Annotated in this window: 26 protein-coding genes; 16 read left to right on the forward strand and 10 right to left on the reverse strand. The window is 67.5% G+C overall.

Annotated features, from left to right (window positions below; translation table 11 throughout):
* The first annotated feature begins 140 nt into the window (after positions 1-140).
* Genes GGR11_RS08580 through GGR11_RS08590 form a run of 4 tightly spaced genes read left to right on the forward strand, consistent with a single transcriptional unit; the run spans position 141 to position 4,636 of the window.
* The gene (locus GGR11_RS08580; RefSeq protein WP_221205113.1) at positions 141-1,064 is read left to right on the forward strand and encodes a histidine kinase dimerization/phospho-acceptor domain-containing protein; all 924 of its coding nucleotides are present in this window, start codon (positions 141-143) and stop codon (positions 1,062-1,064) included.
* 5 nt (positions 1,065-1,069) lie between these two features.
* On the forward strand, positions 1,070-1,474 hold the full coding sequence (locus GGR11_RS16645) for a sensor histidine kinase (protein ID WP_221205114.1): 405 nt from the start codon (positions 1,070-1,072) through the stop codon (positions 1,472-1,474).
* A complete protein-coding gene (fixJ, locus tag GGR11_RS08585) occupies positions 1,471-2,082 on the forward strand; it encodes a response regulator FixJ (RefSeq protein ID WP_183196270.1) in 612 nt (203 codons plus the stop codon). The genes GGR11_RS16645 and fixJ overlap by 4 nt, the downstream gene beginning before the upstream one ends.
* A gap of 46 nt (positions 2,083-2,128) precedes the next feature.
* Positions 2,129-4,636: a helicase-related protein gene (locus GGR11_RS08590; RefSeq protein ID WP_183196271.1), complete on the forward strand. Its 2,508-nt coding sequence runs from the start codon at positions 2,129-2,131 to the stop codon at positions 4,634-4,636.
* A gap of 42 nt (positions 4,637-4,678) precedes the next feature.
* Here GGR11_RS08590 and GGR11_RS08595 read toward each other — a convergent pair whose 3' ends face one another.
* Positions 4,679-5,290, reverse strand: coding sequence for a hypothetical protein (locus GGR11_RS08595; protein ID WP_183196272.1), 612 nt, complete (start codon positions 5,288-5,290; stop codon positions 4,679-4,681).
* A complete protein-coding gene (locus GGR11_RS08600; RefSeq protein WP_083793390.1) occupies positions 5,287-5,550 on the reverse strand; it encodes a PadR family transcriptional regulator in 264 nt (87 codons plus the stop codon). Before GGR11_RS08600 ends, GGR11_RS08595 begins: the two co-directional genes overlap by 4 nt.
* Before the next feature lie 250 nt (positions 5,551-5,800).
* Here GGR11_RS08600 and GGR11_RS08605 point away from each other — a divergent pair, with 250 nt between their 5' ends.
* Complete coding sequence (locus GGR11_RS08605) at positions 5,801-6,088, forward strand: RNA-binding S4 domain-containing protein (RefSeq protein ID WP_183196273.1); 288 nt, start codon at positions 5,801-5,803, stop codon at positions 6,086-6,088.
* A 26-nt stretch (positions 6,089-6,114) separates the two neighbouring features.
* Here GGR11_RS08605 and GGR11_RS08610 read toward each other — a convergent pair whose 3' ends face one another.
* Complete coding sequence (locus GGR11_RS08610) at positions 6,115-6,741, reverse strand: YceI family protein (RefSeq protein ID WP_183196274.1); 627 nt, start codon at positions 6,739-6,741, stop codon at positions 6,115-6,117.
* A gap of 187 nt (positions 6,742-6,928) precedes the next feature.
* On the opposite strand from GGR11_RS08610, the gene fdxA reads away from it, so the two are divergent.
* From fdxA to GGR11_RS08625, 3 genes are all read left to right on the forward strand, one after another.
* On the forward strand, positions 6,929-7,270 hold the full coding sequence (gene fdxA, locus GGR11_RS08615) for a ferredoxin FdxA (protein ID WP_017505910.1): 342 nt from the start codon (positions 6,929-6,931) through the stop codon (positions 7,268-7,270).
* Positions 7,271-7,595: 325 nt separating this feature from the next.
* Positions 7,596-8,126 carry a CarD family transcriptional regulator gene (locus GGR11_RS08620; RefSeq protein ID WP_183196275.1) on the forward strand — a complete coding sequence of 177 codons (531 nt, stop codon included), beginning with the start codon at positions 7,596-7,598 and terminating at the stop codon, positions 8,124-8,126.
* A gap of 129 nt (positions 8,127-8,255) precedes the next feature.
* The gene (locus GGR11_RS08625) at positions 8,256-8,645 is read left to right on the forward strand and encodes a hypothetical protein (RefSeq protein ID WP_246331624.1); all 390 of its coding nucleotides are present in this window, start codon (positions 8,256-8,258) and stop codon (positions 8,643-8,645) included.
* Between the two features lie 3 nt (positions 8,646-8,648).
* Here GGR11_RS08625 and GGR11_RS08630 read toward each other — a convergent pair whose 3' ends face one another.
* Positions 8,649-9,173: a DUF3617 domain-containing protein gene (locus tag GGR11_RS08630; protein ID WP_246331626.1), complete on the reverse strand. Its 525-nt coding sequence runs from the start codon at positions 9,171-9,173 to the stop codon at positions 8,649-8,651.
* A 216-nt stretch (positions 9,174-9,389) separates the two neighbouring features.
* On the opposite strand from GGR11_RS08630, the gene rpmB reads away from it, so the two are divergent.
* Both rpmB and GGR11_RS08640 read left to right on the forward strand, forming a co-directional pair.
* The gene (gene rpmB / locus GGR11_RS08635; RefSeq protein WP_035306987.1) at positions 9,390-9,689 is read left to right on the forward strand and encodes a 50S ribosomal protein L28; all 300 of its coding nucleotides are present in this window, start codon (positions 9,390-9,392) and stop codon (positions 9,687-9,689) included.
* Positions 9,690-9,800: 111 nt separating this feature from the next.
* A complete protein-coding gene (locus GGR11_RS08640; protein WP_183196277.1) occupies positions 9,801-11,525 on the forward strand; it encodes a M1 family metallopeptidase in 1,725 nt (574 codons plus the stop codon).
* A gap of 47 nt (positions 11,526-11,572) precedes the next feature.
* On the opposite strand, the gene GGR11_RS08645 is transcribed toward GGR11_RS08640, so the two are convergent.
* Positions 11,573-12,349 carry a transglutaminase-like domain-containing protein gene (locus tag GGR11_RS08645; protein ID WP_183196278.1) on the reverse strand — a complete coding sequence of 259 codons (777 nt, stop codon included), beginning with the start codon at positions 12,347-12,349 and terminating at the stop codon, positions 11,573-11,575.
* Positions 12,350-12,598: 249 nt separating this feature from the next.
* Between GGR11_RS08645 and GGR11_RS08650 the strand changes: the two genes are divergently transcribed.
* Both GGR11_RS08650 and GGR11_RS08655 read left to right on the forward strand, forming a co-directional pair.
* Positions 12,599-14,770 (forward strand): histidine kinase dimerization/phosphoacceptor domain -containing protein, encoded by a 2,172-nt coding sequence (locus GGR11_RS08650; protein ID WP_183196279.1) that lies wholly within the window; start codon positions 12,599-12,601, stop codon positions 14,768-14,770.
* Positions 14,771-14,810: 40 nt separating this feature from the next.
* Positions 14,811-15,722: a DMT family transporter gene (locus GGR11_RS08655; RefSeq protein ID WP_183196280.1), complete on the forward strand. Its 912-nt coding sequence runs from the start codon at positions 14,811-14,813 to the stop codon at positions 15,720-15,722.
* Between the two features lie 105 nt (positions 15,723-15,827).
* Here the strand turns inward: GGR11_RS08655 and GGR11_RS08660 are convergent, their stop codons facing one another.
* From GGR11_RS08660 to GGR11_RS08675, 4 genes are all read right to left on the reverse strand, one after another.
* Positions 15,828-16,031: a cold-shock protein gene (locus tag GGR11_RS08660; RefSeq protein ID WP_008264090.1), complete on the reverse strand. Its 204-nt coding sequence runs from the start codon at positions 16,029-16,031 to the stop codon at positions 15,828-15,830.
* A gap of 197 nt (positions 16,032-16,228) precedes the next feature.
* Entirely contained in the window at positions 16,229-16,990 is a 762-nt protein-coding gene (locus GGR11_RS08665; protein WP_183196281.1) for an extensin-like domain-containing protein, read from the reverse strand.
* 82 nt (positions 16,991-17,072) lie between these two features.
* Entirely contained in the window at positions 17,073-17,642 is a 570-nt protein-coding gene (locus GGR11_RS08670; protein WP_183196282.1) for a chemotaxis protein CheD, read from the reverse strand.
* Between the two features lie 80 nt (positions 17,643-17,722).
* Positions 17,723-18,853 carry a serine hydrolase domain-containing protein gene (locus tag GGR11_RS08675; RefSeq protein ID WP_246331628.1) on the reverse strand — a complete coding sequence of 377 codons (1,131 nt, stop codon included), beginning with the start codon at positions 18,851-18,853 and terminating at the stop codon, positions 17,723-17,725.
* A 127-nt stretch (positions 18,854-18,980) separates the two neighbouring features.
* On the opposite strand from GGR11_RS08675, the gene ppk2 reads away from it, so the two are divergent.
* From ppk2 to GGR11_RS08695, 4 genes are all read left to right on the forward strand, one after another.
* Positions 18,981-19,730 carry a polyphosphate kinase 2 gene (ppk2, locus tag GGR11_RS08680; protein ID WP_183196283.1) on the forward strand — a complete coding sequence of 250 codons (750 nt, stop codon included), beginning with the start codon at positions 18,981-18,983 and terminating at the stop codon, positions 19,728-19,730.
* 341 nt (positions 19,731-20,071) lie between these two features.
* Positions 20,072-21,502 carry a metalloprotease TldD gene (tldD, locus tag GGR11_RS08685; RefSeq protein ID WP_183196284.1) on the forward strand — a complete coding sequence of 477 codons (1,431 nt, stop codon included), beginning with the start codon at positions 20,072-20,074 and terminating at the stop codon, positions 21,500-21,502.
* 60 nt (positions 21,503-21,562) lie between these two features.
* Positions 21,563-21,877 (forward strand): hypothetical protein, encoded by a 315-nt coding sequence (locus GGR11_RS08690; RefSeq protein ID WP_183196285.1) that lies wholly within the window; start codon positions 21,563-21,565, stop codon positions 21,875-21,877.
* Between the two features lie 192 nt (positions 21,878-22,069).
* Entirely contained in the window at positions 22,070-24,142 is a 2,073-nt protein-coding gene (locus tag GGR11_RS08695; protein WP_183196286.1) for a TonB-dependent receptor plug domain-containing protein, read from the forward strand.
* A 70-nt stretch (positions 24,143-24,212) separates the two neighbouring features.
* Here GGR11_RS08695 and GGR11_RS08700 read toward each other — a convergent pair whose 3' ends face one another.
* Entirely contained in the window at positions 24,213-25,898 is a 1,686-nt protein-coding gene (locus tag GGR11_RS08700) for an oligopeptide:H+ symporter (protein WP_183196287.1), read from the reverse strand.
* Between the last annotated feature and the right edge of the window lie 21 nt (positions 25,899-25,919).

Consider the following 25,919-nt stretch of genomic DNA (forward strand, 5'->3'; position numbering starts at 1 on the left):
ACGAGAATGGTTTCGCAGATGCGAAATATCGCATGATGCAAGCACGACCGGCGGCTTCTACTCGACCTGCTCTGCCCCGGCTTATGGTTCGATTTGCCCGGACGTATTGGGGCGGCTTTTTGCTTGCCGCCGGGTGCGTATTGGTTGCATCGGTTTTCCGCCTGACTATCCAGACCGTCGGCCACGTCCACTATCTGCCCATGCTGGCGGCGGTGATGGCGACCGCCCTGGTGGCTCAGCGCCCGGCGACCTTCACGGCGATCGTCCTGTCCGTCATCGCCGACATGCTGATCCTGCCTCGACAGGGGATTGCGAACGCCGTCGTCCACGCCGCCCTGTTCGTCGCCGTGGCCCTCGTGATGGCGGAGGTCTGTCACCGGTTGGCCAGCCGCAGCGCCCTGTTGGACAGCATACTGGCCTCCGTTCCGGTCGTGACCTTGAATGGCGAGGGCCGCATTTTGCGAATCACCCCGGCCGCCGCCGATCTGCTCGGCGTCACGCCTGATGAGGCCCTCTCCCGCCCCTTCAGCACCTTCGCCGCCGATTTCGACACGACCGCGCTCGCCGCCGTGATGGACGGCGCCCCGCTGTCCCTTCCGGCGACCGGATCATGGCTGGCGCGGCGGCCGGACGGAGAGATCGTCCCCATGACGATCCACGCCAGCCTTCTTTCCCCCAGCGTGGATCCCGAGCGGATGGTGCTGTCCCTCGGCGACCAGCGGCAAACCACGGCCGCCAATGAGCGCATGCGCGACCTGATGAACCAGCTCAGCAAGAGCTGGCGGCTGAACTCCATGGGCGAAATGGCGGCGACCCTGGCGCACGAACTGAACCAGCCCCTGACGGCCGCCACCGTCTATCTGCACGCAGGCCAGACCGACATCGCCCGGGCGGGGCCGCTGGGCGACAGCGCCGGCCGCGCCCTGGATCTGGCCAAGACCCAGCTCATTCGGGCCGGCGACATCATTCGCCGCATGCGAGAGTTCGTCTCGACCGGCGCCCGCGAACTGACGGACCAGCGCGTCTCCTCGATGATCGAAGACCTGCGCCCCTGTTCGACCTGATCCGCATGGACACAGGGGTGGTGATCCGCGTCGATGTGCGTGACGTCGGCGATCATGTGCTGGCGGATCGCATCCAGTTCCAGCAAGCGATCAACAATCTGGTCCGCAACGCCGTCGATGCTGTCGCCGGTCGCGACCTCGGCCTGGTGCGCATCACCGGCCGCAGCCTTGGAAACCAAGGTTACGAGATCGTCGTAGAAGACGACGGTCCTGGAATTCCGGAGGACCAGATGGACCGGATCTTCCAGCCGATGACCACGACCAAGGCGAGCGGAATGGGCCTGGGCCTGTCGGTCACCCGCTCGATCATCGAGAGCCATGACGCCGTCCTGACCGTTGGCCGCAGTCCGCTGGGCGGCGCGGCCTTCTCCTTCTGTCTTTCTCCCGTCCTGGAGCTCGAAGCCGCATGACTCAACATTCCGTCTTCGTGATCGACGACGATCAGGCCTTGCGGGATTCGCTGTTGATGCTCTTGCGGGGCGAGGGCATTCGCGCCCGCGGCTTCCCCAGCGCCACCGCCTTGCTGGACGCCCTGCCGGAAGAAAAGACGGCCTGCGTCATCACCGATCTGCGCATGCCGCAGATGGAAGGCGCCGAGTTGATCCGTCATCTGTCTCGACTGCGCGGCGAGGCCTGGCCCGTCATCGTCATCACCGGTCACGCCGACGTGCCGCTGGCGGTTCAGCTGATGAAGGAGGGCGTCGTGGACTTCATCGAGAAACCCTTCGACCCGAACCGTATCCTCGAAGCCGTGCGCGGCTGTCTGTCCGCCCTGGAGCGCCAGGAGGTCGAGAGCGAGGCGCGCGAGGAGGCGACGTCCCGCCTGGCCAGTTTGACGCCGCGAGAACGTCAGGTGTTCGAGGCCCTGATCGACGGCAAGTCGAACAAGGAAATCGCCATCAGCCTCAGCATCAGCCCGCGAACGGTCGAGATCTTCCGCGCCAAGGTGATGCAGAAGATGCAGGTCACCAGCCTGTCCATGCTGGTGCGGATGGGGCTGCGCTGCGCCGAAGTCTGAAAAGGCCCTTGAGCCGCGCGGCGATCATCGCCACCTTGCAGGGGTCATGAGCGACCGGTCCGCAGGCCTCGCCCCCTCCCGCGTCACTGCGGTGCTGGGGCCCACCAACACCGGCAAGACCCATCTGGCGGTCGAGCGGATGCTGGGTCACGCCTCGGGCATGATCGGCCTGCCGCTGCGCCTGCTGGCCCGCGAGATCTACGAGCGGATCGTCAGCCAACGCGGCGCCGCCGCCGTCGCCCTGATCACGGGCGAGGAAAAGATCGTCCCGCCCCGGCCGCACTATTTCGTCTGCACGGTCGAGGCCATGCCGCTGGAGCGGTCGGTCGAATTCCTGGCTGTCGACGAAGTCCAGCTGGTCGCCGACCCCGAGCGCGGCCACGTCTTCACCCAGCGGCTGCTGCACGCGCGCGGCCGGTTCGAGACCATGTTCCTGGGCGCCGGGACCATGGAGCCCCTGATCCGCCGCTTGGTGCCGGACGTCGAGATCGTGACCCGAGACCGGCTGTCGACGCTGTCCTACGCCGGGTCCAAGAAACTGACCCGCCTGCCCCGCCGCAGCGCCATCGTCGCCTTCTCGACCGAGCGGGTCTACGCCATCGCCGAACTGATCCGGCGCCAGCGCGGCGGCGCCGCCGTGGTCATGGGCAGCCTCTCGCCGCGTACCCGCAACGCTCAGGTGGCCCTGTACCAGTCGGGCGAGGTCGACTTCCTGGTCGCCACCGACGCCATCGGCATGGGGCTGAACATGGACGTGGACCATGTCGCCTTCGCCGGCTTGCGCAAGTTCGACGGACGGCGGACCCGCTGGCTGCACGCCCACGAGATCGGCCAGATCGCCGGCCGCGCCGGCCGCCATCTGCGCGACGGGACGTTCGGCGTCACGGCCGAGGCCGAGGATCTGGACGCCGATCTGGTGGAACAGGTGGTCGAGCACCGGTTCGATCCGGTCGAGGCGGCGGAATGGCGTAACGCCAGACTGGACTTCGACACCCTGCCCGACCTGTTGCGGTCCCTGACCGTCACGCCCCAGCGCAGCGGCCTAAGCCTGACCGCCGAGGCTTTGGACGAGACCCTGCTGCGCCGCCTGATCAAGGACGATGAGGTGGCCCGCATCGGCCGTTCGCGCGGCGCCGTCATGCGGCTGTGGGAAGCCTGCCAGCTGCCCGACTTCCAGAAGACGACGCTGGACGAGCACGCGCGACTGGCCAAGGACGTCTTCCACGCCCTGACCGGCAAGCGGGGGCGGCTGACCGACGACTGGATGGCGCCGCGCTTCGCCTTCGTCGATCGCGACGACGGCCAGATCGACCAGCTGTCGGCCCGGCTCTCGGCCGTCCGCACCCTGTCCTATATCGCCAACCGTCCCGACTGGGTTCACGACGCCCAGGGCTGGCGCGACAGGACCCGCGCCCTGGAGGACCGTCTGTCCGACGTCCTGCACGAGCGGCTGACCGCTCGGTTCGTCGATCGCCGCACCACCGCCCTGATGCGGGCCCTGAACGTCCGCGAGGACACGTTCGCCGGCGTCGCCGACGACGGCGAGGTCACGGTCGAGGGCCAGGTGGTGGGCCAGTTGGACGGCGTCCGTTTTCAGATGGAGAAGGGCGCGTCCGCCCTGGAGGACCGCACCCTGCGCCAGGCGGCGGTCCGCGCCGTCACTCCCGAGATCAACCGCCGCCTGGGCCGTCTGGCCGCCGAGACCGACGAGGCCTTCGCCGTCACGCCGGACGGGGCGGTCCTTTGGCGCGGCGTCCTGACCGCCCAGATCCAGTCCACGCCGACCGGCGCCGATCCCTTCTCGCCCTCCGTCCGCCTGCTGGGCGAACTGGGTCCGACGCCCGCCCGCGAGCGCGCCAAGCGCCGCATCGAGGCCTGGCTGGCGTTCGAGGCCGGTCGCGCCCTGCGGGATCTGCGTCGCCTGCGTCAGGCCGTGGAATCGGGGGCGCTCAAGGGCCTGCCGCGCGGGATCGCCTTCCGCTTGATCGAGGCCGGGGGCCTGATCGACCGGCGCGACGTCGAACGCGACCTGGCCGCCCTCAGCCAGGTCGAGCGCCGCACGCTGAAAAGCTTCGCCATCCGCGTCGGGGTTCATTCCGTCTGGCTGCCCGGCCTGCAGAAGCCCCGCGCCCGCCATTTCGCCCAGGCCTTCCTGGACGCGCCTCTTATTCCCGCGACGCCCGATCTGATCCCCGCGCCGCCCGAACCGCCCTCGCCCCGCCTGCTCTCGGCCCACGGCCTGCGCGCGGCCGGCCGCTGGCTGGCGCCCGTCGAGACCCTGGAGAAGATGGCCGATCTGCGCGCCGCCAGTACCGCAGACAACGGCCGACTGTCCGACGCCGCCCTGGTCGATCTGGGCTGGACCGCCGATCAGGCCAAACAGGTCATCGCCGCCCTGAAGACCGAACGCGCCCGCCAGCCCGACAAGCCCGGCGTCGCACCCAGGCCGCCCAAGGATTCGCCCTTCGCCGCCCTGGCCGTCCTGACAGCGCCCCCGACGCCGCCGGCGCAAGCCAAGCGCCGTCGCCCGCGCAAGAAGACGGCGGCGGTCTGACGTACGGACTTTGTGGCGCGGTTAGAAATAGTGATGGCGGCCTTATGGCAAACCCGCGCCCGACCGGCGCGACATCGCCGCTCGTCGCCAAGCCCTTGCAATCAAGACGCCGGCCAAAGCGCCCGCCGCACCGGGCCAAACCTCGCCGACGACTGCGGAAAATGCCGAATACCAAGCGGACCAAGCATGATAGCCGGGATAGGCGTCCCGGGGCGTCAGAACGTCGTTCCACACAAACTGCAGGAACGCCCCCCCGCCAAAGCTCAACGGAATGGCCAAGGCGATGAACGCCGCCCGTCGGGGCCAGGCCAGGCTGCAGATCAGACAGACCGCAGCGATACAGGCCTGTTGCCGCCACGCCATCAGGCTCAGCGAGTCGCCGACCGAATAATCTGTCGTCCAGAACAGCGCCATGTAGGCGAGATAGGCGACGACGGATGCGAGGAACACCGCCGCCATAAACGGTGTTTCCCGCGCGATCCGCCATCCCAGCGCCGCCCCTAGACATCCTGCCGACCATGACAGGGCCCGCCCCTCCTCCTGAATCGCCGCGAACTCGCCCTGCATCGCCGCCTTCCAGCCATTCCGGGAAGGCGGGGCGAGCTTCGCGGCAAGCTGCATCATGCCGCGCGATAAGAACAACATCAGGTTCATGACAGCGATCTCCCCAGGATCGACGACGGCGAAGGCGCCATGGCCGCCCGCAATGCGGCCCGGCCGGCTGCAGTGATCCGATAGGCGTGACGCGCGGGCCGCCCCGGCTTTTCTGGCTCCAACCACTGGCTCTCCAACCAGTTGCGCTCGGCCAATCGAATAAGGATGGGGTAAAGACTGCCGGATTTCAGTCCGGTCGCATCCGCGACCTCAAGCCCGTAGAACCAGGCGTCGGCTTGACGCGCCAATACCTCGAGCACGGCTATGGTCTGAGCGGAAGGGCGACGAGATCGTGTCATGCCAATAAGTCTACATATATAGAACTTGATGGCAAGGTTTCTTTGCATGCTGAAGGTTTCAGGCTCAAAGCGCCAACTTGCAGGTGCCGCTCACGCAGCCGAATTCGTCTCAGCTGCGATTAAAAGTTCTGGCGCACGGTCGCCTTTGCCGATTTGGAAGTTTCAGGTCCGCGATCGAAGCGAGCGGAACAATGCGAGGAACAACCGTGGAATGAGCGAGACGGATTCGTCCTGCCGCATCGACATCTGGCTGTGGCGGGCGCGCTTCTTGAAGACGCGAAGCCTGGCGGCCGCCCTCGTCGAACGCGGCGCGGTGCGGTTGACGCATCAGGGGCGGGAGACCCGGCTGGACAAGCCCAGTCGCTGCGTTCGCCCCGGCGATCTGCTGACCTTCGCCCAGAACGGCCGGGTCACGACCCTGCGGGTGGAGGCGATGGGCGAAAGGCGCGGGCCGCCTGAAGAAGCCCGCGCCCTCTATTCCCTCATCATCGCGCCCTAGGGCCAGGGGCCCGACGCGAAAATCGCTTACTGCTTCAGGACGAACTCGCCCTCGATGTGCAGCTTCACCTCGTCGGACACGGCCGGCAGGGCGTAGTTGATGCCGAAGTCCGAACGCTTGATCGTGGCCTCGCCGTCGAAGCCGGCCTTGTAGGCGCCCATGGCGGTTCCGGCCTGGTTGAACTCGACTTCGATCGTGACCGGCTTGGTCACGCCGCGCAGGGTCAGGTCGCCGACCACGGTCGCCTCATTGGCGTCGTCGGCGTCCACCGTCACCGAGCGCGAGACGAAGGTCGCGGTCGGGTGGTTGGCGGTGTCGAAGAAATCGGCGGTCTGCAGGTGGGCCTTCAGCCTGTCGTCGTTCGGGGCGACGTCGGTCAGGGGAATGGTGGCGGTCAGGGTGCTGGCCGAGGGATTGGCGACGTCCAGCTTCAGCTCGGCCTTCACGTTCACGAACTGGCCCGTATAGGTCGAGAAGCCGAGGTGGTTCACCGACCAGGTGATCTTGCCGTGGCCGGAATCGAGGTCATAGGCGCCGGCGGTCACTTCCGACGGCGTCTTGGTCAGGGCGGCCTGGGCCACCACCGCGCCGCCGGCGGCGAGGCTGACGGCCAGGGCGCCGGCGAGGGCGTATTTCATGAAGGGGGTGCGCATGAGGATGTTCCGGTTGAAGAGGGACGGTATATGCAATCAACACAGTTGCTATTAAGCCTGACTGTTGTCAAGTCGTGTCAGGCCGCCTGCGAACGTCTCCCACCTTAAGCCGCGCTGTTGACAGTTGGTTGCGTGGCCGCCATGTCGCAGGCCTCCCACCCACAGTTTCGACCCCGTTCGCCGCCCCATGACCTACATCGTCACCGACGCCTGCGTGAAATGTAAGTTCATGGACTGCGTCGAGGTCTGCCCGGTGGACTGCTTCTACGAGGGCGAGAACTTCCTGGTCATCGCCCCGGACGAGTGCATCGACTGCGGCGTGTGCGAGCCCGAATGCCCCGTCGACGCCATCGTGCCCGACACCGAGGACGAGCCGGACGGCAAGTGGCTGCAGGTCAACGCCGAATACGCCAAGGTCTGGCCCAATATCACCGTCAAGGGCACGCCCCCCGCCGACCGCGAACAATATGAGCGCGAGACGGGCAAGTACGAGAAATACTTCAGCCCCAAGCCTGGCAAGGGCTCCTGATTTCTCGACGACTTTCGGCGGCCCGACCCGCCGAACGGCCAAGGTCGAACTGTCGCAAATCCACGCCCGCCCTGTGGACGTTTTGAAATTCCGCAATTTTGTGATAGGTTCTGTTTCATTGGATCGGGCGGTCCGCGAAATCTTCGCGCCGCCCGTGTTTGCGACAGAATCCCGCCCACAGACGGGATCGGCCAGAGGTTTGGTGATCCGTTTCCGCATTTGACGCCCAGCATCATCCCGACCGACGGAGAGATCCGGCGGCCGAGATCCTGTTTGCGTTTCCTGCGCCTTCGCTTCGCCCGGCCCTGACCGGGAAAGGACGAATATGACGAGCAAGACTGGTCTGGAGTTCAAGGTTGGCGACGCGGTCGTCTATCCGGCGCACGGCGTCGGCAAGGTCGCGGCGGTCGAGACTCAGGAAGTCGCGGGCATGTCGCTGGAAGTCTATGTCGTGACCTTCGACCACGAGAAGATGACCCTGCGCGTTCCGACCAAGAAGGCCGTGACGGCCGGCCTGCGTTCGCTGGCCGCCGACGACGTCGTGACCAAGGCCCTGACCACCCTGAAGGGCCGCGCCCGCATCAAGCGCACCATGTGGTCGCGCCGCGCCCAGGAATATGAGGCCAAGATCAATTCGGGCGACCTGATCTCCATCGCCGAAGTGGTCCGCGACCTGCACCGCGCCGACACCCAGCCGGAACAGTCCTATTCCGAGCGCCAGCTCTATGAATCGGCCCTGGACCGGATGGCGCGCGAAGTCGCCGCCGCCAACAAGATCGACAAGGACGCCGCCGTCGAACTGCTGGCCAAGTCGCTCAGCGCCAAGAAGCCGATCCCTACCGCCGAAGCCGCCTGAATACAGGCTCGGCTTCCGCATCTGACAAACGAAAAGGCCCCGGAGCGATCCGGGGCCTTTTTGGTTTGACCGACATCAAGGCGCGCCTGGGGCTTCGACGTCCACATGGCCCTTGATCAGGAGCCGACCATGACCGACGCCGACCCCGCCGCCCCGCTGGGCTTTCATCACATCCGTCTGGAACTGGCGCGCGAGCCGCAGGCCCCGGCGGGCGATCCCGAGGCGGGCTATGATATTCTCGCGCCCCTGACGGCCGAGCGCCGCCTGGACGCCGCCGTCTGGCGAGAAGCGCCGGAAAAATGCCGGGTCCGCCGCTTTTCGCACGGCGCCACCCTGGCCTTCGGTCGGCTGCGTCACGCCGCCCCCGACCGCTGGTTCCTGGATTTCGAACCCGGCGAGGCGGACGACGTCCACGGTTTCCGCCTGGCCGACGAACGCCTGGAGACCGGCGAATACGTCAGTCTCTCGACGGACGACCAGATGCACACCTATGTGGTCGCCCGCTCCGAACCCGTCTGAGGCTCAGAAATACTCCGCATTGGCCGGGCACTGGGCGCTGATGCGGCGCGCGGTGATGGTGGCGGGAATATAGGGGGTGCCGCGCAGCAGCTGGGCCCCGCCGCGGAAGCTGAAGCTGGTGTCCTCATAGGCGCCGGTCAGCCGCACATTGACCCGCCGGCCCTTCTTGTCCTGACACGTCCCCTCGAACCGCGCCCGGCCGTCTCCGACCACGCGGGTCGGATAGGTGCAGCGCCAGCGGTTGGTCGACAGCCCGCCGAAGAAGCGGTTGATCTCGCTGGGGCGCACGCATTTCTGTTCGGTGTCGCGTTGGCCGAGCGCGCTGGTCGTATATTCCCAGTAGCCGGGCAGGACTTCGCTCTGGGCGGCCGTCTGGGCCGGGGCCAGGGCGGGGGCGGCCAGCAGGACGCCGCCGGCCATGACCGGAGCCAGCACGGCCCAGACCTTCGGGGACAGGGCGCGTTTGGACAGGCGATCAATCAGGGACGGGCGAGACATGGCGGCCTTCTGTTCAGCGTGGATCTTCATGATATGACCCATAGCGCGCGTCATTTGAATGACGCCTGAACGAAGTCGTGTCCCGGCCGATGCGCGGCGGGCCTCGAAAGCCCAAGACTCGGCTTGACGCCGAACCTCCTCTTCCCTTATACGGCCCCCTCTCGCGCGGGCTGCTTCCCGCGCGTACTTGTTTCATGCGTCTTCTCCCTTGTTTCGGGCTGGACGCCGCACCTTAAGGATCTGACGATGTCGCGTCGTTGCGAACTCACCGGTATCGGCCCGATGGTCGGCCATAGCGTGAGCCACTCGAACATCAAGACCAAGCGCCGCTTCCTGCCGTCGCTGAAGACGGTCAAGGTCACCTCGGATTCCCTGGGTCAGACCTTCTCGCTGCGTATCTCGAACGCCGCGCTGCGCACCCTCGATTACAAGGGCGGCCTGGACGCCTTCATCGTCAAGGCCCGCGACGAGCAGCTGTCGATCGCCGCCCAGCGCATCAAGCGTCAGGTCCGCGCCAAGCTGGCCGAGCAAGCCGCCGCCGCCTGATCGGCGACCGCTGCATCTGTTTCTGGAAAAGGCCGGCGGCGACGCCGGCCTTTTTCTTTGCCCCCCGCCCCGGCCAACGGCTAGGCTTCGGCCGTATTCGGAGGGGATTCCATGACGATCGCGCGCACCCTGGCCTGCACGGCCGCCCTCGCGCTGGCCGCCTGCGCCACGACCCCGCCGCCGCCGTCCTCGGCTCCGCGCGAGTCGACCGCCTTCACCCTCGCCACCGACCAGCCCCTGACGCCTGAACAGCAGGCGATGCGGTTCGACCAGGCCGACCTGTCGATCCGGGTTCTGCCCGAGGACAGGGCCATCGACGCCGTCGCGGTTCTGGACTTCACCGCCACGGCCCCGCTGCACCGGCTGGAGGTCGAACTGGACACCCTGCTGGCCATCTCCTCCGTCCAGATCGACGGGGTCGAGGTCGCCGCCGGCCTCTGGTCCAATCCCGAAGGCCGCCTGACGGTCCAACTGCCCCGCCCCCTGGCCGCCGGTCGGAGCGTCGCCCTGCGCGTCGCCTACGCCGGGAAGCCCCGTGTCGCGCCCCGCGCCCCCTGGGACGGTGGCTTCGTCTGGTCCACGGCCCCATCGGGCGAGCCCTGGATCGCCACCGCCGTCCAGGGCGAGGGCTGCGACATCTTCTGGCCCTGTATCGACAGCCCGCACGGAGAACCGGGCCGGGTCGACCTGCACATCACCATCCCCTCGACCCTGTCGGCGCCGTCCAACGGACGGTTCCTGGGCACGGTCGACCATGGCGACGGCTGGACCACCTGGAACTGGTCGGCGAAGAGCCCCAACACCTACGCCATCGCCCTGAACATCGGCCCTTATGAAGAGGTCAGCGGCCAGTACGAAAGCCGGTTCGGCAATACGATCCCGATGAACTACTGGCATCTGAAGTCGGACGCGCCGGAGAAGGTCCAGGCCCTGTTCGCCCAGTTTCCCAAGATGCTGGACTTCTTCGAAGCCAACGTCGGCCCCTTCCCCTTCGGCGACGAGAAGATGGGCGTGGTCGAGACCCCGCACCTGGGCATGGAGCACCAGACCATCAACGCCTACGGCAACGGCTACAAGGTCGACGGGCGCGGCTATGACTGGCTGCTGCAGCACGAGTTCGCCCACGAATGGTTCGGCAACCAGCTGACCAATCAGAACGCCGACGACATGTGGCTGCACGAGGGCCTGGGCAGCTATATGCAGCCCCTCTACGCCCGCTGGCTGCTGGGCGACCGCTATATGCAGCGCGAACTGGCCAACCAGCGCGAGGGTCTGGCCAACAAGTTCCCGGTCGTCTCGGGCACGCCTAAGACCGAGGACGAGGTCTACAAGGGCGACGTCGGCCCCGGCGGCGACATCTATTCCAAGGGCTCGCTGATCAGCCATTCGCTGCGGATGCTGATCGGGGACGCCGCCTTCCACCAGGCCCTGACCCGCCTGGTCTATGGAACCGACGATCCACGCCCCGGCGCCTTCAAGCCCCTGTACCGCTCGACGCTGGATTTCCTCCAGATCGTCAACCAGGTGACGGGCCAGGATTACGGCTGGTTCTTCCGCGGCTATCTCTACAACGCCGCCCTGCCGGTGTTGACCCAGACGCAAGACGGCGGCGTGCTGCGGCTGGAATGGGCGACCGGCAACGGCGAGACCTTCCCCATGCCGCTGGACGTCGAGATCGACGGCCGCGTCCAGACCGTCGCCATGACCGGCGGCCGGGGTGAGATCTCGGTTCCCGCCGGCGCGCACGTCCTGATCGACCCCCAGAACAAGGTGTTGCGCCAGATGGAGGTGATCGACGCCCTTCAGGCCTATAAGGCGGAGCAGAAGGCGCGTTAAGAACCCCGCTCATCCCCGCTTTCGCGGGAATGAGCGGGAATAGAAGTCTAAGCCGCCGCCACCGTCACCGACTGCCGCACCATCTGGCACCGCTCCTGGGTCGTCAGAAACGCGATGTCCGCCGCGTCGCGTCCGCAGGCGATCCGGACCAGACCCTCGACTGGCGCCAGCCGCGTCGCGTCGACCAGCCACCAGCCGTTGTCCAACCAGACCTCGAAGATGGCGTGGAAATCCGGCGGGTTCAGCTGGTGGGCAAAGGCGCTGACCGCCCGCGCCGGGATGCCCGACGCCCGGCAGAAGGTCATGCCCAGATGGGTGAAGTCCCGGCACACCCCGGCCCGGTCGATGAAGGTCCGGGCCGCCGTCGTCTCGGTGTCCGACACGCCGTGCTCATAATCCACGTTCTCGGTGATCCAGTTCAGGATCGCCAGCACCCGCGCCCCGCCCGAGGTGTCGCCGAACTCCCGCGTGACGAACCGGCCGAACTGGTCCGACGGGCAGTACCGGCTGGGCTGCAGATAGGGCAGGACCTCGGCCGGCAGTTCGCCCCAGTCATGCTGTGACACGCTGGGCGGCAGGCCCTTCAGCACCCCGTTCTCGACCACCGCCTCATAGGTCAGGGTCACTTCCCCCTCGACGTGGCAGCGCAGGGTCCGGGCGCCGAAATCGACATCCTCGTCCTCATGGAATTCCACCGGGGGATCGAAGGTCAGGGTCTCTTCCAGGATGTCCTGGCCGGGCCAGTGGGCGACCTGGATCTTGTAGATGGCGTCCGTCGGCGGATCGAAACGATAGACGAGCTCGGCGCGGACGCGCAGTTTCATGAAGGGCTGCCAGGCTGAAAGGGGGAACCCTGTTCCAACGCCATGGGACTGCGGCCGTTCCGTGTCCATGGCCTGCGTCGGCCACCGACGCGACACTGTCCGCCACCGGACACTTCGAACGCGAAATAGACAAGCGTCGCCCGTGTGTTACCTTGTCGGTTGCATGAACCTCCCCACAAGCGAAATCCGGCGAAACATCCCGGAACCGCCACGCTTCGCCGGCGCTGGCCTCAACCTGACGTCAGCCGCATGAGCGAGCCCGCCGTCCACATCGACCTGACCGACTGCGATCGCGAACCGATCCATGTCCCCCAGGCCATCCAGCCGCATGGCTTCCTGCTGGTGCTCAATCTCGAGACCCAGACCGTCGAACAGGTCGCCGGCCCCGTCGAGGGTCTGACCGGCCGAACGGCCTGGATCGATCAGGCGGCGTCCGACCTTTTGGGCGAGGTCGTCGGACGTCGCCTGCGCGACATGGCTCGCAGCCATGAGGCCGGCTTCGCCGGCCGCTGGCGCGCGACCAATCGGCTGGAATACGACATCGTCGTCCACTATGCGCCGGGCCGGGACCCGCTGGAGCGGATGGTGGTCGAGGTCGAGCAGAGCTCGCAGCAGGCCCGTCTCGGGGTCGAGCTGATCACCCACCTCGACGCCGCCGGCGCCGCCCTGGAACGGGCCGCCTCGGTCCAGACCGTGTGCGAACGCGCCGCCGACGCCTTCCGCAGCCTGACCGGCTTCGAACGGGTCATGATCTACCGCTTCCTCGACGACGAGGCGGGCCAGGTGGTCGCGGAATCGCGCGCGTCCGGCGCGTCCTCCTTCCTGAACCACCATTTCCCGGCGACCGACATTCCCCGCCAGGCCCGCGCCCTGTATCTGCGCAATCCGGTGCGGGTCATCCCCGACTGCCGCTATACGCCCCAGCCCCTGCGGCCGGTCGCGCCGGGCGAGCCGCCGCTGGACATGAGCGACAGCGGCCTGCGCTCGGTCTCGTCGGTCCATATCCAGTATCTGAAGAACATGGGCGTGCGGGCCTCGGCCTCGGTGTCGATCATCGTCGACGACGTCCTGTGGGGCCTGGTCGCCTGTCACAGCGCCACGCCGCTGCTGCTGTCCTATGAACTGCGGGTCGCCTGCACCACCCTGGCCCGCACCCTGGCCCGTCAGTTGAAGACCAAGGCCGACGCCGAACTGTATCGCGACCGGGTCCGCCTGCGCCGGCTGGAGGACGAACTGATCCTGCGCCTGTCCACCGACCGCGATCTGGACGCCGCCCTGGCCGAACATTCGGGGCAGCTGACCGAGCTGGTCGGGGCCGACGGCCTGGCCATCGTGCGCGGCGACCGCATCGCCTGTTTCGGCCACACGCCCCCGGAGGAGGCGGTGCGCCGCCTGTCGGACTGGCTGGACCAGCAGCCGGGGCTGCGCCCCGTCGCCTCCAGCGCCCTGTCCGCCCTTCTGCCCGAGGCCCAGGCCTGGCGCGCCCACGCCAGCGGCCTGCTGGCCGTGCGTCTTGCGGGCGACCAGCCCCTGTCGCTGCTGTGGTTCCGGTCCGAGATTCTGGAGACGGTCCGCTGGGCCGGGGATCCGTCCACCGCGGTCAAGTCGGCGGCCGACGGCGGCGCCCTGACGCCCCGCGCCTCGTTCGAGGGCTGGTCCCAGACCGTCACCGGCCGCGCCCGACGCTGGAGCGCGGCCGCCGTGGAATCCGCCGCCCGCCTGCGCGACGCCCTGTTCGACTTCGCCGCCGTCAATCAGTTGCGCAGCCAGAACCAGTCGCTGCAGGCGCGGCTGACCGAGCGCGACCTGCGCCTGGAGCAGCAGCAGTTCCTGATGCGCGAGGTCAATCACCGGGTCCAGAACAGCCTGACCCTGGTCTCCAGCTTCCTGGGCCTCCAGGCCCGCGACCTGGGCGACAGTCCCGCCGGCGCGGCCCTGCAGGAGGCGCGTCGCCGCGTCCGCGCCGTCTCGACCGTCCACAGCCGCCTCTATCGCGGCGACCACGACACGACGATCGACCTGTCCCGCTACATCAGCGAACTGGTCGACGACCTGGGCGCCAGCATGGGCGCCGACTGGGCCGCCGCCATCGAGACCGACCTGGCCCCGGTCTGCATCGACGCCGGCCGCGCCGTGACCCTGGGCCTGATCCTGACCGAACTGATCATCAACGCCCAGAAATACGCCTATGACGGCCGGCCCGGCCCGCTGCGGATCACCCTCAGCGAGAGCGACGACCGGTTCCGCCTGGTCGTGGCCGACGACGGCAAGGGCGGCCACAAGGCGGGTAAGGGCTTCGGCTCCATGATGATCGGCAGCCTGGTCACCCAGTTGGACGGCCGTATCGACTATCGCGACCTGGCCCCCGGTCTGGAAGTCGCGCTGCGCGCCCGGATCGATCCCGCCTCCGATCTGGCCTGACCTGTGGCGGAAGGTCGCGGGGCGGCGTAAGAGGCCCGCCATGTCCGCTCTCGCCGCCCGCGTCTCCCCCCGCGCCTTCGCCCTGATCGTCCTCTTGATCGCCGCCTGCGTCCTGGGCCTGGCGCCGATCCTGGTGCGCCTGACCGAGACCGGTCCGGCGGCGGCGGGCTTCTGGCGGTTCGTCTTCGCCCTGCCCCTGCTGACCCTGCTGGCGTCGCGCGAGCCGGGCGGGATCGCCGCCCCGTCGAAATGGGCGCTGCTGGCCGGCCTGTTCTTCGCCCTGGACCTCAGCTTCTGGCACTACGGCATCGTCATGACCTCGGTCGCCAACGCCACGGTCCTGTGCAACCTGACGCCGGTCGTCGTCACCCTGTTCGGCTGGATCGTGCTGAAGGAGACGCCGCACCGGCTGTTCCTGCTGGCCCTGGCCCTCGCCATGGGCGGGGCCTTCGCCATGGCGGCGGGCGCCGACGGCGGACAGGGGACCAATCCGCCGCTGGGCGACATCTTCTCGCTGTCGGTGGCGGTCTGGTACTCGGGCTATTTCCTGGCGGTGAAGGCGGCCCGCGCCACGGCCGGCGCCATGCGCATCACCTTCTGGGCCACCCTGCTGGGCGCCCCCCTGCTGCTGATCGTGGCCCTGGTCCTGGGCGAGGACATCATCCCCGCCAGCCTGTCCGGCTGGGCCGCCTGTCTGACCATGGGCGTCATGCACGTCTTCGGCCAGGGCGGCGTCGCCTGGGCGCTGGGCAAGCTGCCTGCCTCGATCACCGCCGTCACCATCCTGATCCAGCCGGTCGTCGCCGGCCTCTTGGGCTGGTGGATCTTCGGCGAGACCCTGACGCCCATACAGGCCCTGGGCGGCGCCCTGGTCCTGGGCGCCATCGTCCTGGCGCAGAGATCCCAGCGAACGAAGCCGACCGAAGGGCTCAAGCCGCGCGAAGCCGCGTAGGCCAACCTTGGGCTCGAGTAGCGCGAAGCGCGGTAGCCCAAACAAAAACAGGCGCGAAAGCCTTGGCCCCCGCGCCTGTTCTCATGCCTTAATCGGCCGCTCGACTCAGAGGAGCTTGAGGTCGATCGCCGAAGTCTTGCCGCGCTGGTTTTCCAGCTCGTATTCGACCTTGGCGTTCTCATCGAGGCCCTGAAGGCCGGCCTTCTGAACGGCGGTGACGTGAACGAACACGTCAGAGCCGCCGCTGTCGGGCTGGATGAATCCATAGCCCTTGGTGGGGTTGAACCACTTGACCGTACCGGTCGCCATGTCTGCGTCTCCGTAAACGCGCTTTTCCAGGCGGATCCCCCTCAGGGTGACCCGACAGTCCATCTGGACAGCTCGTTCAGGCGAAGGAGCGAGACGCGGGTGTGGACCCCACGCAAAATCCGGACTGTGCTGTTGTTGTCACCCGGCTTTTCCGGTCGGTCAACAGCAAAGCGATTCGCGTCATGGGCGATTCAACCTTAACGGCACAGGCCCCGCTCAGCCCCGTCGATATGCAGATGGTTCTCGTGGGCGGCGTTGTAGTCGGGGGTCAGCACGGTCGAGAACAGTCGGCACGCCCCGTCGCGCACCGCGTGCAGGAACCGCCCGCCCGGCTCGCCCGTCGGACCCTGGCCGCGCCAGTCGTTCAGCACACTGACGGTCCGCCCGTCCTCCAGCCGCACCGCCGCCACGTCCAGGGCGTTGGCCCGCGCATGTTCGCTGGGCCGCTCCTGGTCGTCCTGCGAGCCATAGATGCGCCGGCATGAATAGGTTCCGTAGTTCTCGACCTGCGCCGGGGCCGAGCCGAGGATGCTGCGCGCCGCCGGCTGCAACACCTGGCGGTCCCAGATGACATAGCGGACAGCCAGCGGGCACTGCATCACCACATCGGCCGGGGCCAGGGGCGTCACCGCCCCGCCGGTGATCCGCACCGCCCCGCGCACGACGCAGAAGCCGCCGTCGTCGCGATCCGCCGCCCGCTCGACCTCGACCCCCGCCTCGCGCAGCACCTGCATACAGGCCTCGGTCGCACCCTGGACCTCTTCCGGCGCCGCCGTCGGGGCGATGTCGAAGTCGGCCACCTTGGCCGCCGTCGCCCGGCCCAGCGGCTGGCTCAGGTCCAGCGGCTTCCACGGCAGGTCCTGCGGCGGCGCATAGGCGTTCAGCAGCGCGAATGCCGCGCAGGCCAGCAGCCCGACCTCCCACAGCAGATTCCAGAAATCGGCGAAGTCGCGCTTCATGCAGCCCCAGCATGGACCGCCCACGGCCCCGCTGGCAAACGCCGCGAGGGGGCGAAGCGTTCAAATACAGCCGCCCGCACCCCTAGGCGGCGGACGGCAGCACCAGAGGTTTGACCGGACGCAGCATGATCCTGGCGCCGGCGACCTTCTTCACCCCGGTGAGCGGCGTGTGAATCAGCCGGCCTGATTCAGGCCAGAACTCCAGCCTGCAGCCCGCGGCCCCGCTGCGAACGGGATCAGCGGTCGCTATGCCGTGCTCGGCCAGATAGGCCACGGCGAAATCGACGTTGTTCTGGCCGATGGGATTCTGGAACGGGCCGGGACTTGCGCCGCCGAACACCTGGGCCTCCAGGCGCTTCAGGCTGGCGCCCCGTTCAAGCAGGCGGTTGATCAGCAGCGGCATCAGACGGGAGCCGTAGCGGGAGGGGTCGCTCCGCGAGCCGGAGGGAAGCCGAGGCAGGACGAAATGATTCATCCCGCCGATTCCGGTCTTGGGATCGCGTACACAGGCCGCGACGCAGGATCCCAGCACCGTGGTGATCACGGTGTCGGGACCGTCGCTGACGCAGAATTCGCCTTGGCCGAGCGAGACGTGGTCGACCTGACGCCCGTTGCGCTCCCAGCCGCCTCGTAAGACATTGTAACTCAGCACTGTGCACGCCTTCAGTCACTCACCGCTCTGGAATAACCTAAAGTGGTGTACAGAGCATTTAGAACGGGTCTGGAATCTGCTCAGGCGTTCAACCGTCCGACCAGCTTTCGCATCAGGGCGGTCGTCGCCGCCTGACCGGCGCCCTGATTGCTTAGGCCGATGAAGGCCACGCCCCGCGCCGGAGCGACCACCGCCGTCGCGTACCAAAAGGTGTTCGACCCGTCGTGCGTCAGCACCGGCCCGCCCGCCCAGGGAACCTGCGGCGGCGCGATCCACCCCAGGGCGTAGGGCATGCCCTCGCCCGCGCCCGGCGTGGCCAGTTGCGCCGCCGTCTCCGGCTTCAGCCAGCCGCCGCCGTCCGTCAGGAACAGCCTCAGCCATTTCGCATAGTCGTCCAGGCTCATGTGCGCCGTCCCCGCCGGCCCCAGGGCCGGGGGATTGTCCGCGCCCGGATCGGCAGGATCCACAGCGACCCGCGCCGCCCCCTCGCCGCGATGACCCCAGACATTGGCGCCACCCGCCGTATCGGTCTTCGGCGCGCCAAAACCGCCCGACGTCAGGCCCAGAGGCGCGAACAATTCAGCCTGGATGACCTGTTCCCATGACTGGCCCGTGATCCGTTCGATGGCCGCCCCGACCAGCATATAGTTGGCGTTGGCGTATTCGAACGCCCCCTTCGTCCCGGTCGGCGCGGCGCCCAACATCCGCTCGACCACGGCCTGCCGCTGTTGCGGCAGGGACCGCGGGTCGCCCCTCGCGGTCATGAAGAAGACCATGCCCAGGACGTCGGCGTCCTTCACCCCCGCCCGGTGATGCATGAAGTCGCGGATCGTCGTCCCGTCCCAGGCCGGGTCGATCCGGACGCCGGGGAACAGGTCACCCAGCGGGGCGTCCCAGTCCGCCCGCCCCTGGTCGACCAACCGTCCGTAAAGGGCCGCCGTCATCGCCTTGGTGTTCGACCCCAGGTGCCAGCGGTCGTTCAGGGTCGCGGGATCGGTCCCGCCGATCCTGCGCACGCCCCGCACCCCGGACCAGACCAGGCCTTCGCGCGTGACCACGCCCCCTGCCAGGGCGACCGGCTGGGTCTCCGCAAAGACCGAGTCCAGCCCCGCCTCATAGTCTGCGGCGTCGCCCGCCGAAGCGGACGACACGCGTCCGGTCGCCGCAGCGACCAGTCCGGCGGCCAAAAGCCTGCGGCGATCCAGCATCATCGAAGCCTCCAGTTTGGAACATCCTAGCCCCGGTCGTCGCTGGCGGCACGTGAGAAGCGCGTCATCTTGCAGCCCCCCCGTCAACGCCCCGCTTGCCCTCGCCCCTGTCCCGTCCCACTCTGATTGAATGGGAAAGAAGACAGACGCCTACGACGCCGAACTCGAACAGCTTCAGGTCGCTGTCGTGAAGACCCAGGCCTGGACCATCGAGCATGGGCTGCGGGTGGTCATCGTGCTGGAGGGGCGCGACACCGCCGGCAAGGACGGAGCCATCAAGCGGCTGACGGAATATATGTCCCCGCGCCAGACCCGCGTCGTCGCCCTGCCCAAGCCCAGCGACCGGGAAACCAGCCAGTGGTATTTCCAGCGCTATGTCCCCCATCTGCCGGGCGCGGGCGAGACGGTCATCTTCAATCGGTCCTGGTACAACCGCGCCGGGGTCGAGCCGGTGATGGGCTATTGCACGCCCGAGCAGTACGCCCAGTTCCTGACCGACGCGCCGCGCTTCGAACGGATGCTGACCGACGACGGAATCATCCTGATCAAGCTCTGGCTGGACATCTCGCGCAAGGAACAGGCGAAACGGCTGAAGGAACGCCGCGTCGATCCGTTGAAACGGTTCAAGCTGTCGTCGCTGGACGCCGAGGCCGAGGCCCGGTTCGACGCATATTCCGACGCCCGCGACCGGATGCTGGACGAGACCGACCGCGCCTTCGCCCCCTGGACCATCATCGCCACCGACGACAAGAAGACGGCCCGGCTGAACCTGATCCGCCACATTCTGAAGATCCTCGACCACTGCGGCGAGGAGATCGCGGCGCCAGACCCCGACGTCGTCCTCAATGCCGACAAGGCCAAGGGCAAGCTCGCGCGCTGAGCCGCTCCCCCTTCTCTTTCGTCATTCCGGGCGCAGCGCAGCGGAGGCCCGTAATGACGAAAAGGGTCTTTGCCCTCATAATGACGCTGGTCCCTCCGTATAGATTTCAACGCCCTGCTGCACGGCTGGGCCTTTCGACCAGGCGCCCCTCCAGCGCGTGCTAGTCTCCTGGTTATGCCGCCGTCGCCGGAGATTTCAGACGATTCAGACAAACTAGACTGTGTTTTTTCCTGAACGCCGCCGTCGCCGATTTCAGACGATTCAGACTCTGTTTTTTCGTCCCGGCGTCTGAATCCGCCCCGGCAGGTGACGAACCGCCCTCCAGCCCCTACCTACAGCCCATGACTGTTCACGCCGCCCCGCCTCCCATCCTCGACGCCGCCGGCGTCGAGACCGACGAAGCCCTGTCGATCCTGAAGACGGCCCTGGCCGGCGCCGACGACGGCGAGCTGTTCCTGGAACGGTCCGAGAGCGAGAGCCTGGTGTTCGACGACGGCCGGCTGAAGTCCGCCGCCTATGACGCCACCGAGGGCTTCGGCCTGCGGGTCGTGGCGGGCGAGACCGCCGGCTACGCCCACGCCAACGAGATTTCGGCCGCCGCCCTGCGCCGCGCCGCCGACAGCGCCGCCCTGGCCAAGCAAGGCCACGCCGCCCGCGTCGCCGAGGGGCCCCGCGCCACCAATCAGCAGCTCTATGACGCGGTCGATCCCCTGGCCTCGCCGGCCTTCTCCGACAAGATCGCCCTGCTGGCCGAGATCGACGCCTGGGCCCGCGCCCGCGACCCTCGCGTGGTCCAGGTCTCGGCCTCCCTGGTCGGCGAGCGCCGCGCCATCGAGATCCTGCGCGCCGACGAACGGGTGGTGCGCGACGTCCGCCCCCTGGTCCGGTTGAACGTCTCCGTCACTGTCGAGCAGAACGGCAAGCGCGAGAGCGCCTCGTCCGGCGCCGGCGGCCGTGCGGGCTTCGAGGCCTGGGTGGCCCCCGAACGCTGGCAGGCCCAGGTGAACGAGGCCCTGCGTCAGGCCCTGGTCAATCTGGACGCCATCGACTGCCCGGCGGGCGAGATGGACGTGGTCCTGGGCGCCGGCTGGCCCGGCGTCCTGCTGCACGAGGCCATCGGCCATGGCTTCGAAGGCGACTTCCACCGCAAGGGCTCGTCGGTCTTCAACGGCATGATGGGCCAGCGCGTCGCCGCGCCCGGCGTCACCGTGGTCGACGACGGCTCCATCGCCGGCCGTCGTGGCTCCCTGTCGGTCGATGACGAGGGCACCCCCACCTCGCGCACCGTCCTGATCGAGGACGGGATCATGGTCGGCCTGATGCACGACCGGCTGTCGGCGCGTCAGCTGGGCGTGGCCGCCACCGGCAACGGCCGGCGCCAGTCCTTCGCCCACATGCCCATGCCGCGCATGACCAACACCTTCATGGAGGGCGGGCGGGACTCCAAGGCCGACATGATCGCCAACACCAAGCGCGGCCTTTACGCCGCCAACTTCTCGGGCGGCCAGGTGGACATCACCAACGGCAAGTTCGTCTTCCAGTGCAACGAGGCCTATCTGATCGAGGACGGGGTCATCACCGCACCCGTCCGTGGCGCCACCCTGATCGGCGACGGCGCCACGGCCCTGACCAGGATCCAGATGATCGGCGACGACTTCGCCTTCGACCCCGGCGTCGGCGTCTGCGGCAAGGCCGGTCAGGGCGTGCCCGTCGGCATCGGCCAGCCTTCGCTGAAGATGGGCGGCCTGACCGTCGGCGGCACGGCGGTCTGAGGAGGGAGGAACCCTAATCCTCGAGCGCGTGTTTCCTCGCCACACTGGAGAGGAAACACCATGCCCACCGAACGTACAGTCGAACATCCCGACGGCCGGGTCGAACGCATCACCGAGAGCGACCCCGCCGCCCCAGCAGCCGCCCCCGTCGTCGTCGAGAGCCGTCGCGGCGGCGGCCTGGGCGGCGTCGTCGCCCTTATCATCGGCCTGGCCCTGGTCGTGCTGATCGGCTGGTTCCTGATCAACATGAACCGCAACGACGCCGTCGAGTCGAACGCCATCGCCGGAGCCGCCGAGAGCGTCGGCGGTGCGGCTGAGAACATCGGCGACGCCGCTCGCGACGCCGTCCCGGACCGCCAGGCCCCGGCCAACTGAAGACCCACAGGCTCTCCGCCATCAGGGTGGAGGGCCTGTAACTATTACAGGCCTGTATACTTTCTAAACCAAGTACAGTTTAATGAACACCTTGTAATGATGTCGCCGATTTAATCCACCTTTCCGCCTTGTAACTGGAGAAGAACGCGGCGGATCGGCACACCTCTCGCCAACAAACCGAGGGGAAGATCGATGACGAAGGCCTTACTTCTGGGCGGGACAGCCCTGCTCTTTACGGCGGGCGCCGCCTTCGCCGGCGACGAACCGCAGGTGGCCCAGGCGCCCGTGCCGACCGGACCGATCAGCCAGGCGCCCCTGGCCGACGCCGCCCAGCGCGGGGTGCTGGTTTTCACGCCCGCCTTCTTTCTCGCTCAACAGCCCAACACCGCGCTCGACATGGTCAACCGGGTGCCCGGTTTCGACCTCGACGACGGCACGGGCGCGCGCGGCTTCGAAGGCGCGGTCGGCAATGTGCTGATCAACAACGCCCGCCCTGCCTCCAAGAACGACACCGGCTCCAACGTGCTCAGCCGCACCCCGGCCCGTCAGGTCGAGCGGATCGAGCTGATCCGGGGCGGCGCGCCCGGCATCGACATGCAGGGCTTCTCGGTGGTGGTGAATGTCATCCTCAAGAAGGAGGCCAGCCGTCAGTCCATCCTGAGCTGGAACACCACCCAGTTCGAGGGATCGGGCCAGGACCTGTATGGCGGCAGCTACCAGTTCACGGCCCGCAGCGGCGACCGCAGCTGGGGCGTCACCCTGTCCGACGGCGTCAGCATGAGCGATTCCAACGGCCCCGGCCGTCTGATCCGCCGCGACGCCTCGGGCAATGTGCTGCGCGACGAGCTCACCGACACCGACGGCTATGGCGGCGGGAACTCGATCCGCGGGACCTACGCCGGCCCGCTCGCGGGCGGCAAGGTCGATCTGACCGCCCGCTACGGGATCAACGACTGGCAGGGCTACAACACCAGCCGATCCGCCACCGCCTTCCGCGAGAGCCTGGACAGCGAGGACGCCGACGGCGGCGAGTTCGGCGTCACCTGGGAACGCCCCCTGAACGACCGTTTCAAGCTGGAAACCCGGCTGATGCACGAGTTCGGCAGCTGGGACGGGGTCTCGACCTACAACGTCCTGAACAACGGCGTGGACGCGCCCGAGCAGGTGTTCGCCTATTCCGGCGAGAACTCTGAGACCATCCTGCGCGCCCTGGTCCGTCACGAGCGTTCGCCCAAACTGACCATCGAGACCGGCGGCGAGGTCGCCTACAATATGCGCCAGACCGACCAGGCCTATAGCGAGGGCGGCGTGCCCATCGCGCTGCCCAGCGCCTCGGTCAAGGTCGAGGAGACGCGCGGCGAGGCCTTCTCCAAGGGCACTTGGCGGCTGCACCCGGACCTGACGCTGGAGGCGGGCTTGCGCCTGGAAGCCTCGACCATCAGCCAGTCCGGCGACGCCAACCAGGAGAAGAGCTTCTTCTTCGCCAAGCCCCGATTCATGGCCACCTGGACGCCGATGCCGAACAACCAGTTGCGCCTCCGCTTCGAGCGCGAACTGGGTCAGCTGGACTTCTCCGACTTCGCCGCCTCGGCCGATCTGGAAGAGGAGAACGTCTATGGCGGCAACGTCGATCTGGAGCCGGAGCAACGCTGGATCTCGGAACTGACCTACGAACGTCGCTTCTGGGGCGAGGGCGTCGTCTCCATCGGCTATCGCCACGACGAGATCATCGACGCCATCGACCGGATCCCCTTGGCCGGCGGCCTGTCGGCGGTGGGCAATATCGGCGAGGGCACGCTGGACCAGCTGTCTCTGAACGTGACCCTGCCGCTGGACAAGCTGGGCCTGTCGGGCGCCCGCTTCACTTTCAAGAACGACTGGAACAAGACCGCCGTCACGGACCCGACCACGGGCGAAGAACGGCCCATCTCGGGTGTTCGAGCCACCCAGGCCAATATCGGCATCGAGCAGGACATCACGCGATGGAAGCTGCAGTGGGGCGTGAACTGGCTGCCCTATCTGGGCCAGCCCAACTATTCGCCCGACCAGGTCTCCAGATGGCGCGGCACGGACTTTTTCGAGATGTTCGCCGAGTACAAGCCGAGCCCGACCCTGGCGATCCGCGCCCAGCTGAACCTGTGGGACGACTTCACGAACAGCCGGACGGTTTTCGCCGACCGCGACACCCGCGCCGTGGCCTTCATCGAAGACAGCACGGTCGATCCCCGCACCTTCGTCTCGATCCGGGTCCGCAAGACCTTCTGAGGCGAAAGGCCAGCAAAAAGCCCCGGCGGATCGCTCCGCCGGGGCTTTTCCTTGTTTCAGGCGGTCGGGATCAGTGAACCCCGGCCATGCCCTTCTTCAGCAAGGGCGAGATCAGCAGCAGGAAGACGCCGACGCCGACACCTGTCCAACCGATGGTGCCGAAGATCGACCCATAGGTCTGCAACGCCAGCTCGGGACTGGTGACAACCCCTGCGACCGTGTCGGTCGCCGTCGCCTTGGCGATCAGGCCGGCGACGATGTGGGCGACCGAGCTGGACAGGAACCAGACCCCCATCATCATGCCGACCACGCGCGCCACCGACAGTTTGGTGATCATCGACAGGCCCACCGGCGACAGGCACAGTTCGCCGATCGTGTGGAAGACATAGGTCAGGAACAGGAACAGCAGCGGCACCCGGAAGGCGTCATTGGCCTGGGTTCCCGCCGCCCAGGTCAGGACCAGGAAGCCCAGGCCCACGAAGACCAGGCCGAACGAGAACTTGACCGGTGTTGAGGGCTCCAGGTTCCGCTTCCCGAGCCAGACCCACAGGGCGGCGATGATCGGGCCACCGATGATGATGACGCCCGGATTGAACATCTGAGTGTAGCCGGCGTTGAACCAGTCGGGCATCTGGGTCGACTGGTCGGCGAACAGGGTCAGGGACGAGCCCGCCTGTTCGAATAGGGCCCAGAACAGCACCGAGAAGAAGATCAGCAGCTGGGCGACCAGCATGCGGCTCCGTTCGGCGCCCTTCAGGCGGAAGACCGTATAGCCGACCACCGAGGCGAAGATGACGCCGGCGATCCAGGGCAAGCCCGTCTCGATGATCTCGTGCCGCTGCATCAGCAGCCAGGTCGGGATGACGGCGATCAGGCCTGCGATCCAGAAAAAGGGCACCAGAGGCACGCCCAGGATCGAACGCCCCTCGACCGGAACGGGCGGGGCGCCGCGGCCTTCAAGCCAGGACTGACCCAGAACGAAGGTCAGAAGACCAAACAGCATGCCGATGCCCGCCAACCCGAAGCCATAGGCCCAGCCGTAGTTGAAGCCGAGATAGGAGCAGGCGGCCGTGGCCAGGAAGGAGCCCAGGTTGATGCCGACGTAGAAGATGGTGAAGCCGCCGTCGCGACGGGGATCATTCTTTTCGTACAGGGCGCCGACGACGGTCGAGATATTGGCCTTCAGGAAGCCCACGCCGACGATGATCAGGGCCAGGGCCAGGAACAGGACCGGCTCGCCGAGCGCCGTATCGCGCTCGGTTTCCAGCGTAAATGCGCCTGTGGCGGTAAAGGCCGGGAAACCCGCCGCAGCGGCAGGAGCGGTCGCGGCGTTTGCGGCGGAGGGTTCGGCGCCGAGGGTGGAAACGCCTTCCGGCGTGATCGATATCGGGACTCTCTGGTCGCCGTTGACGGCGAACATCTGACGATTCTGATCGCGGCCTTCGACCTGGATCTGATAGGTGGTGTCGCCGATGGTCAGGCTTTCACGACCGCCTGTGCCCTCGAACGCCATGGTGAAGTGGCCCATGACCAACAGGACCGCGCCGATGATGACGGCCTTGCGCGATCCCAGATATTTGTCCGCGATCATGCCGCCGATCACCGGCATCAGATACACAAGAGCCGCATATGCGGCGTAGATGCCCTGGGCCTCGGCCGGGCCGAACAGGAAATGCTGGGTCAGATACAGGACCAGCAGGGCCCGCATCCCGTAGAAGGAGAACCGTTCCCACATCTCGGTGAAGAACAGGATCACCAGCCCCCTCGGGTGCCCGAG

Origin of the sequence: Brevundimonas mediterranea (genome assembly GCF_014196125.1) — a bacterium.
GTDB classification, from domain to species: Bacteria; Pseudomonadota; Alphaproteobacteria; order Caulobacterales; family Caulobacteraceae; genus Brevundimonas; species Brevundimonas mediterranea.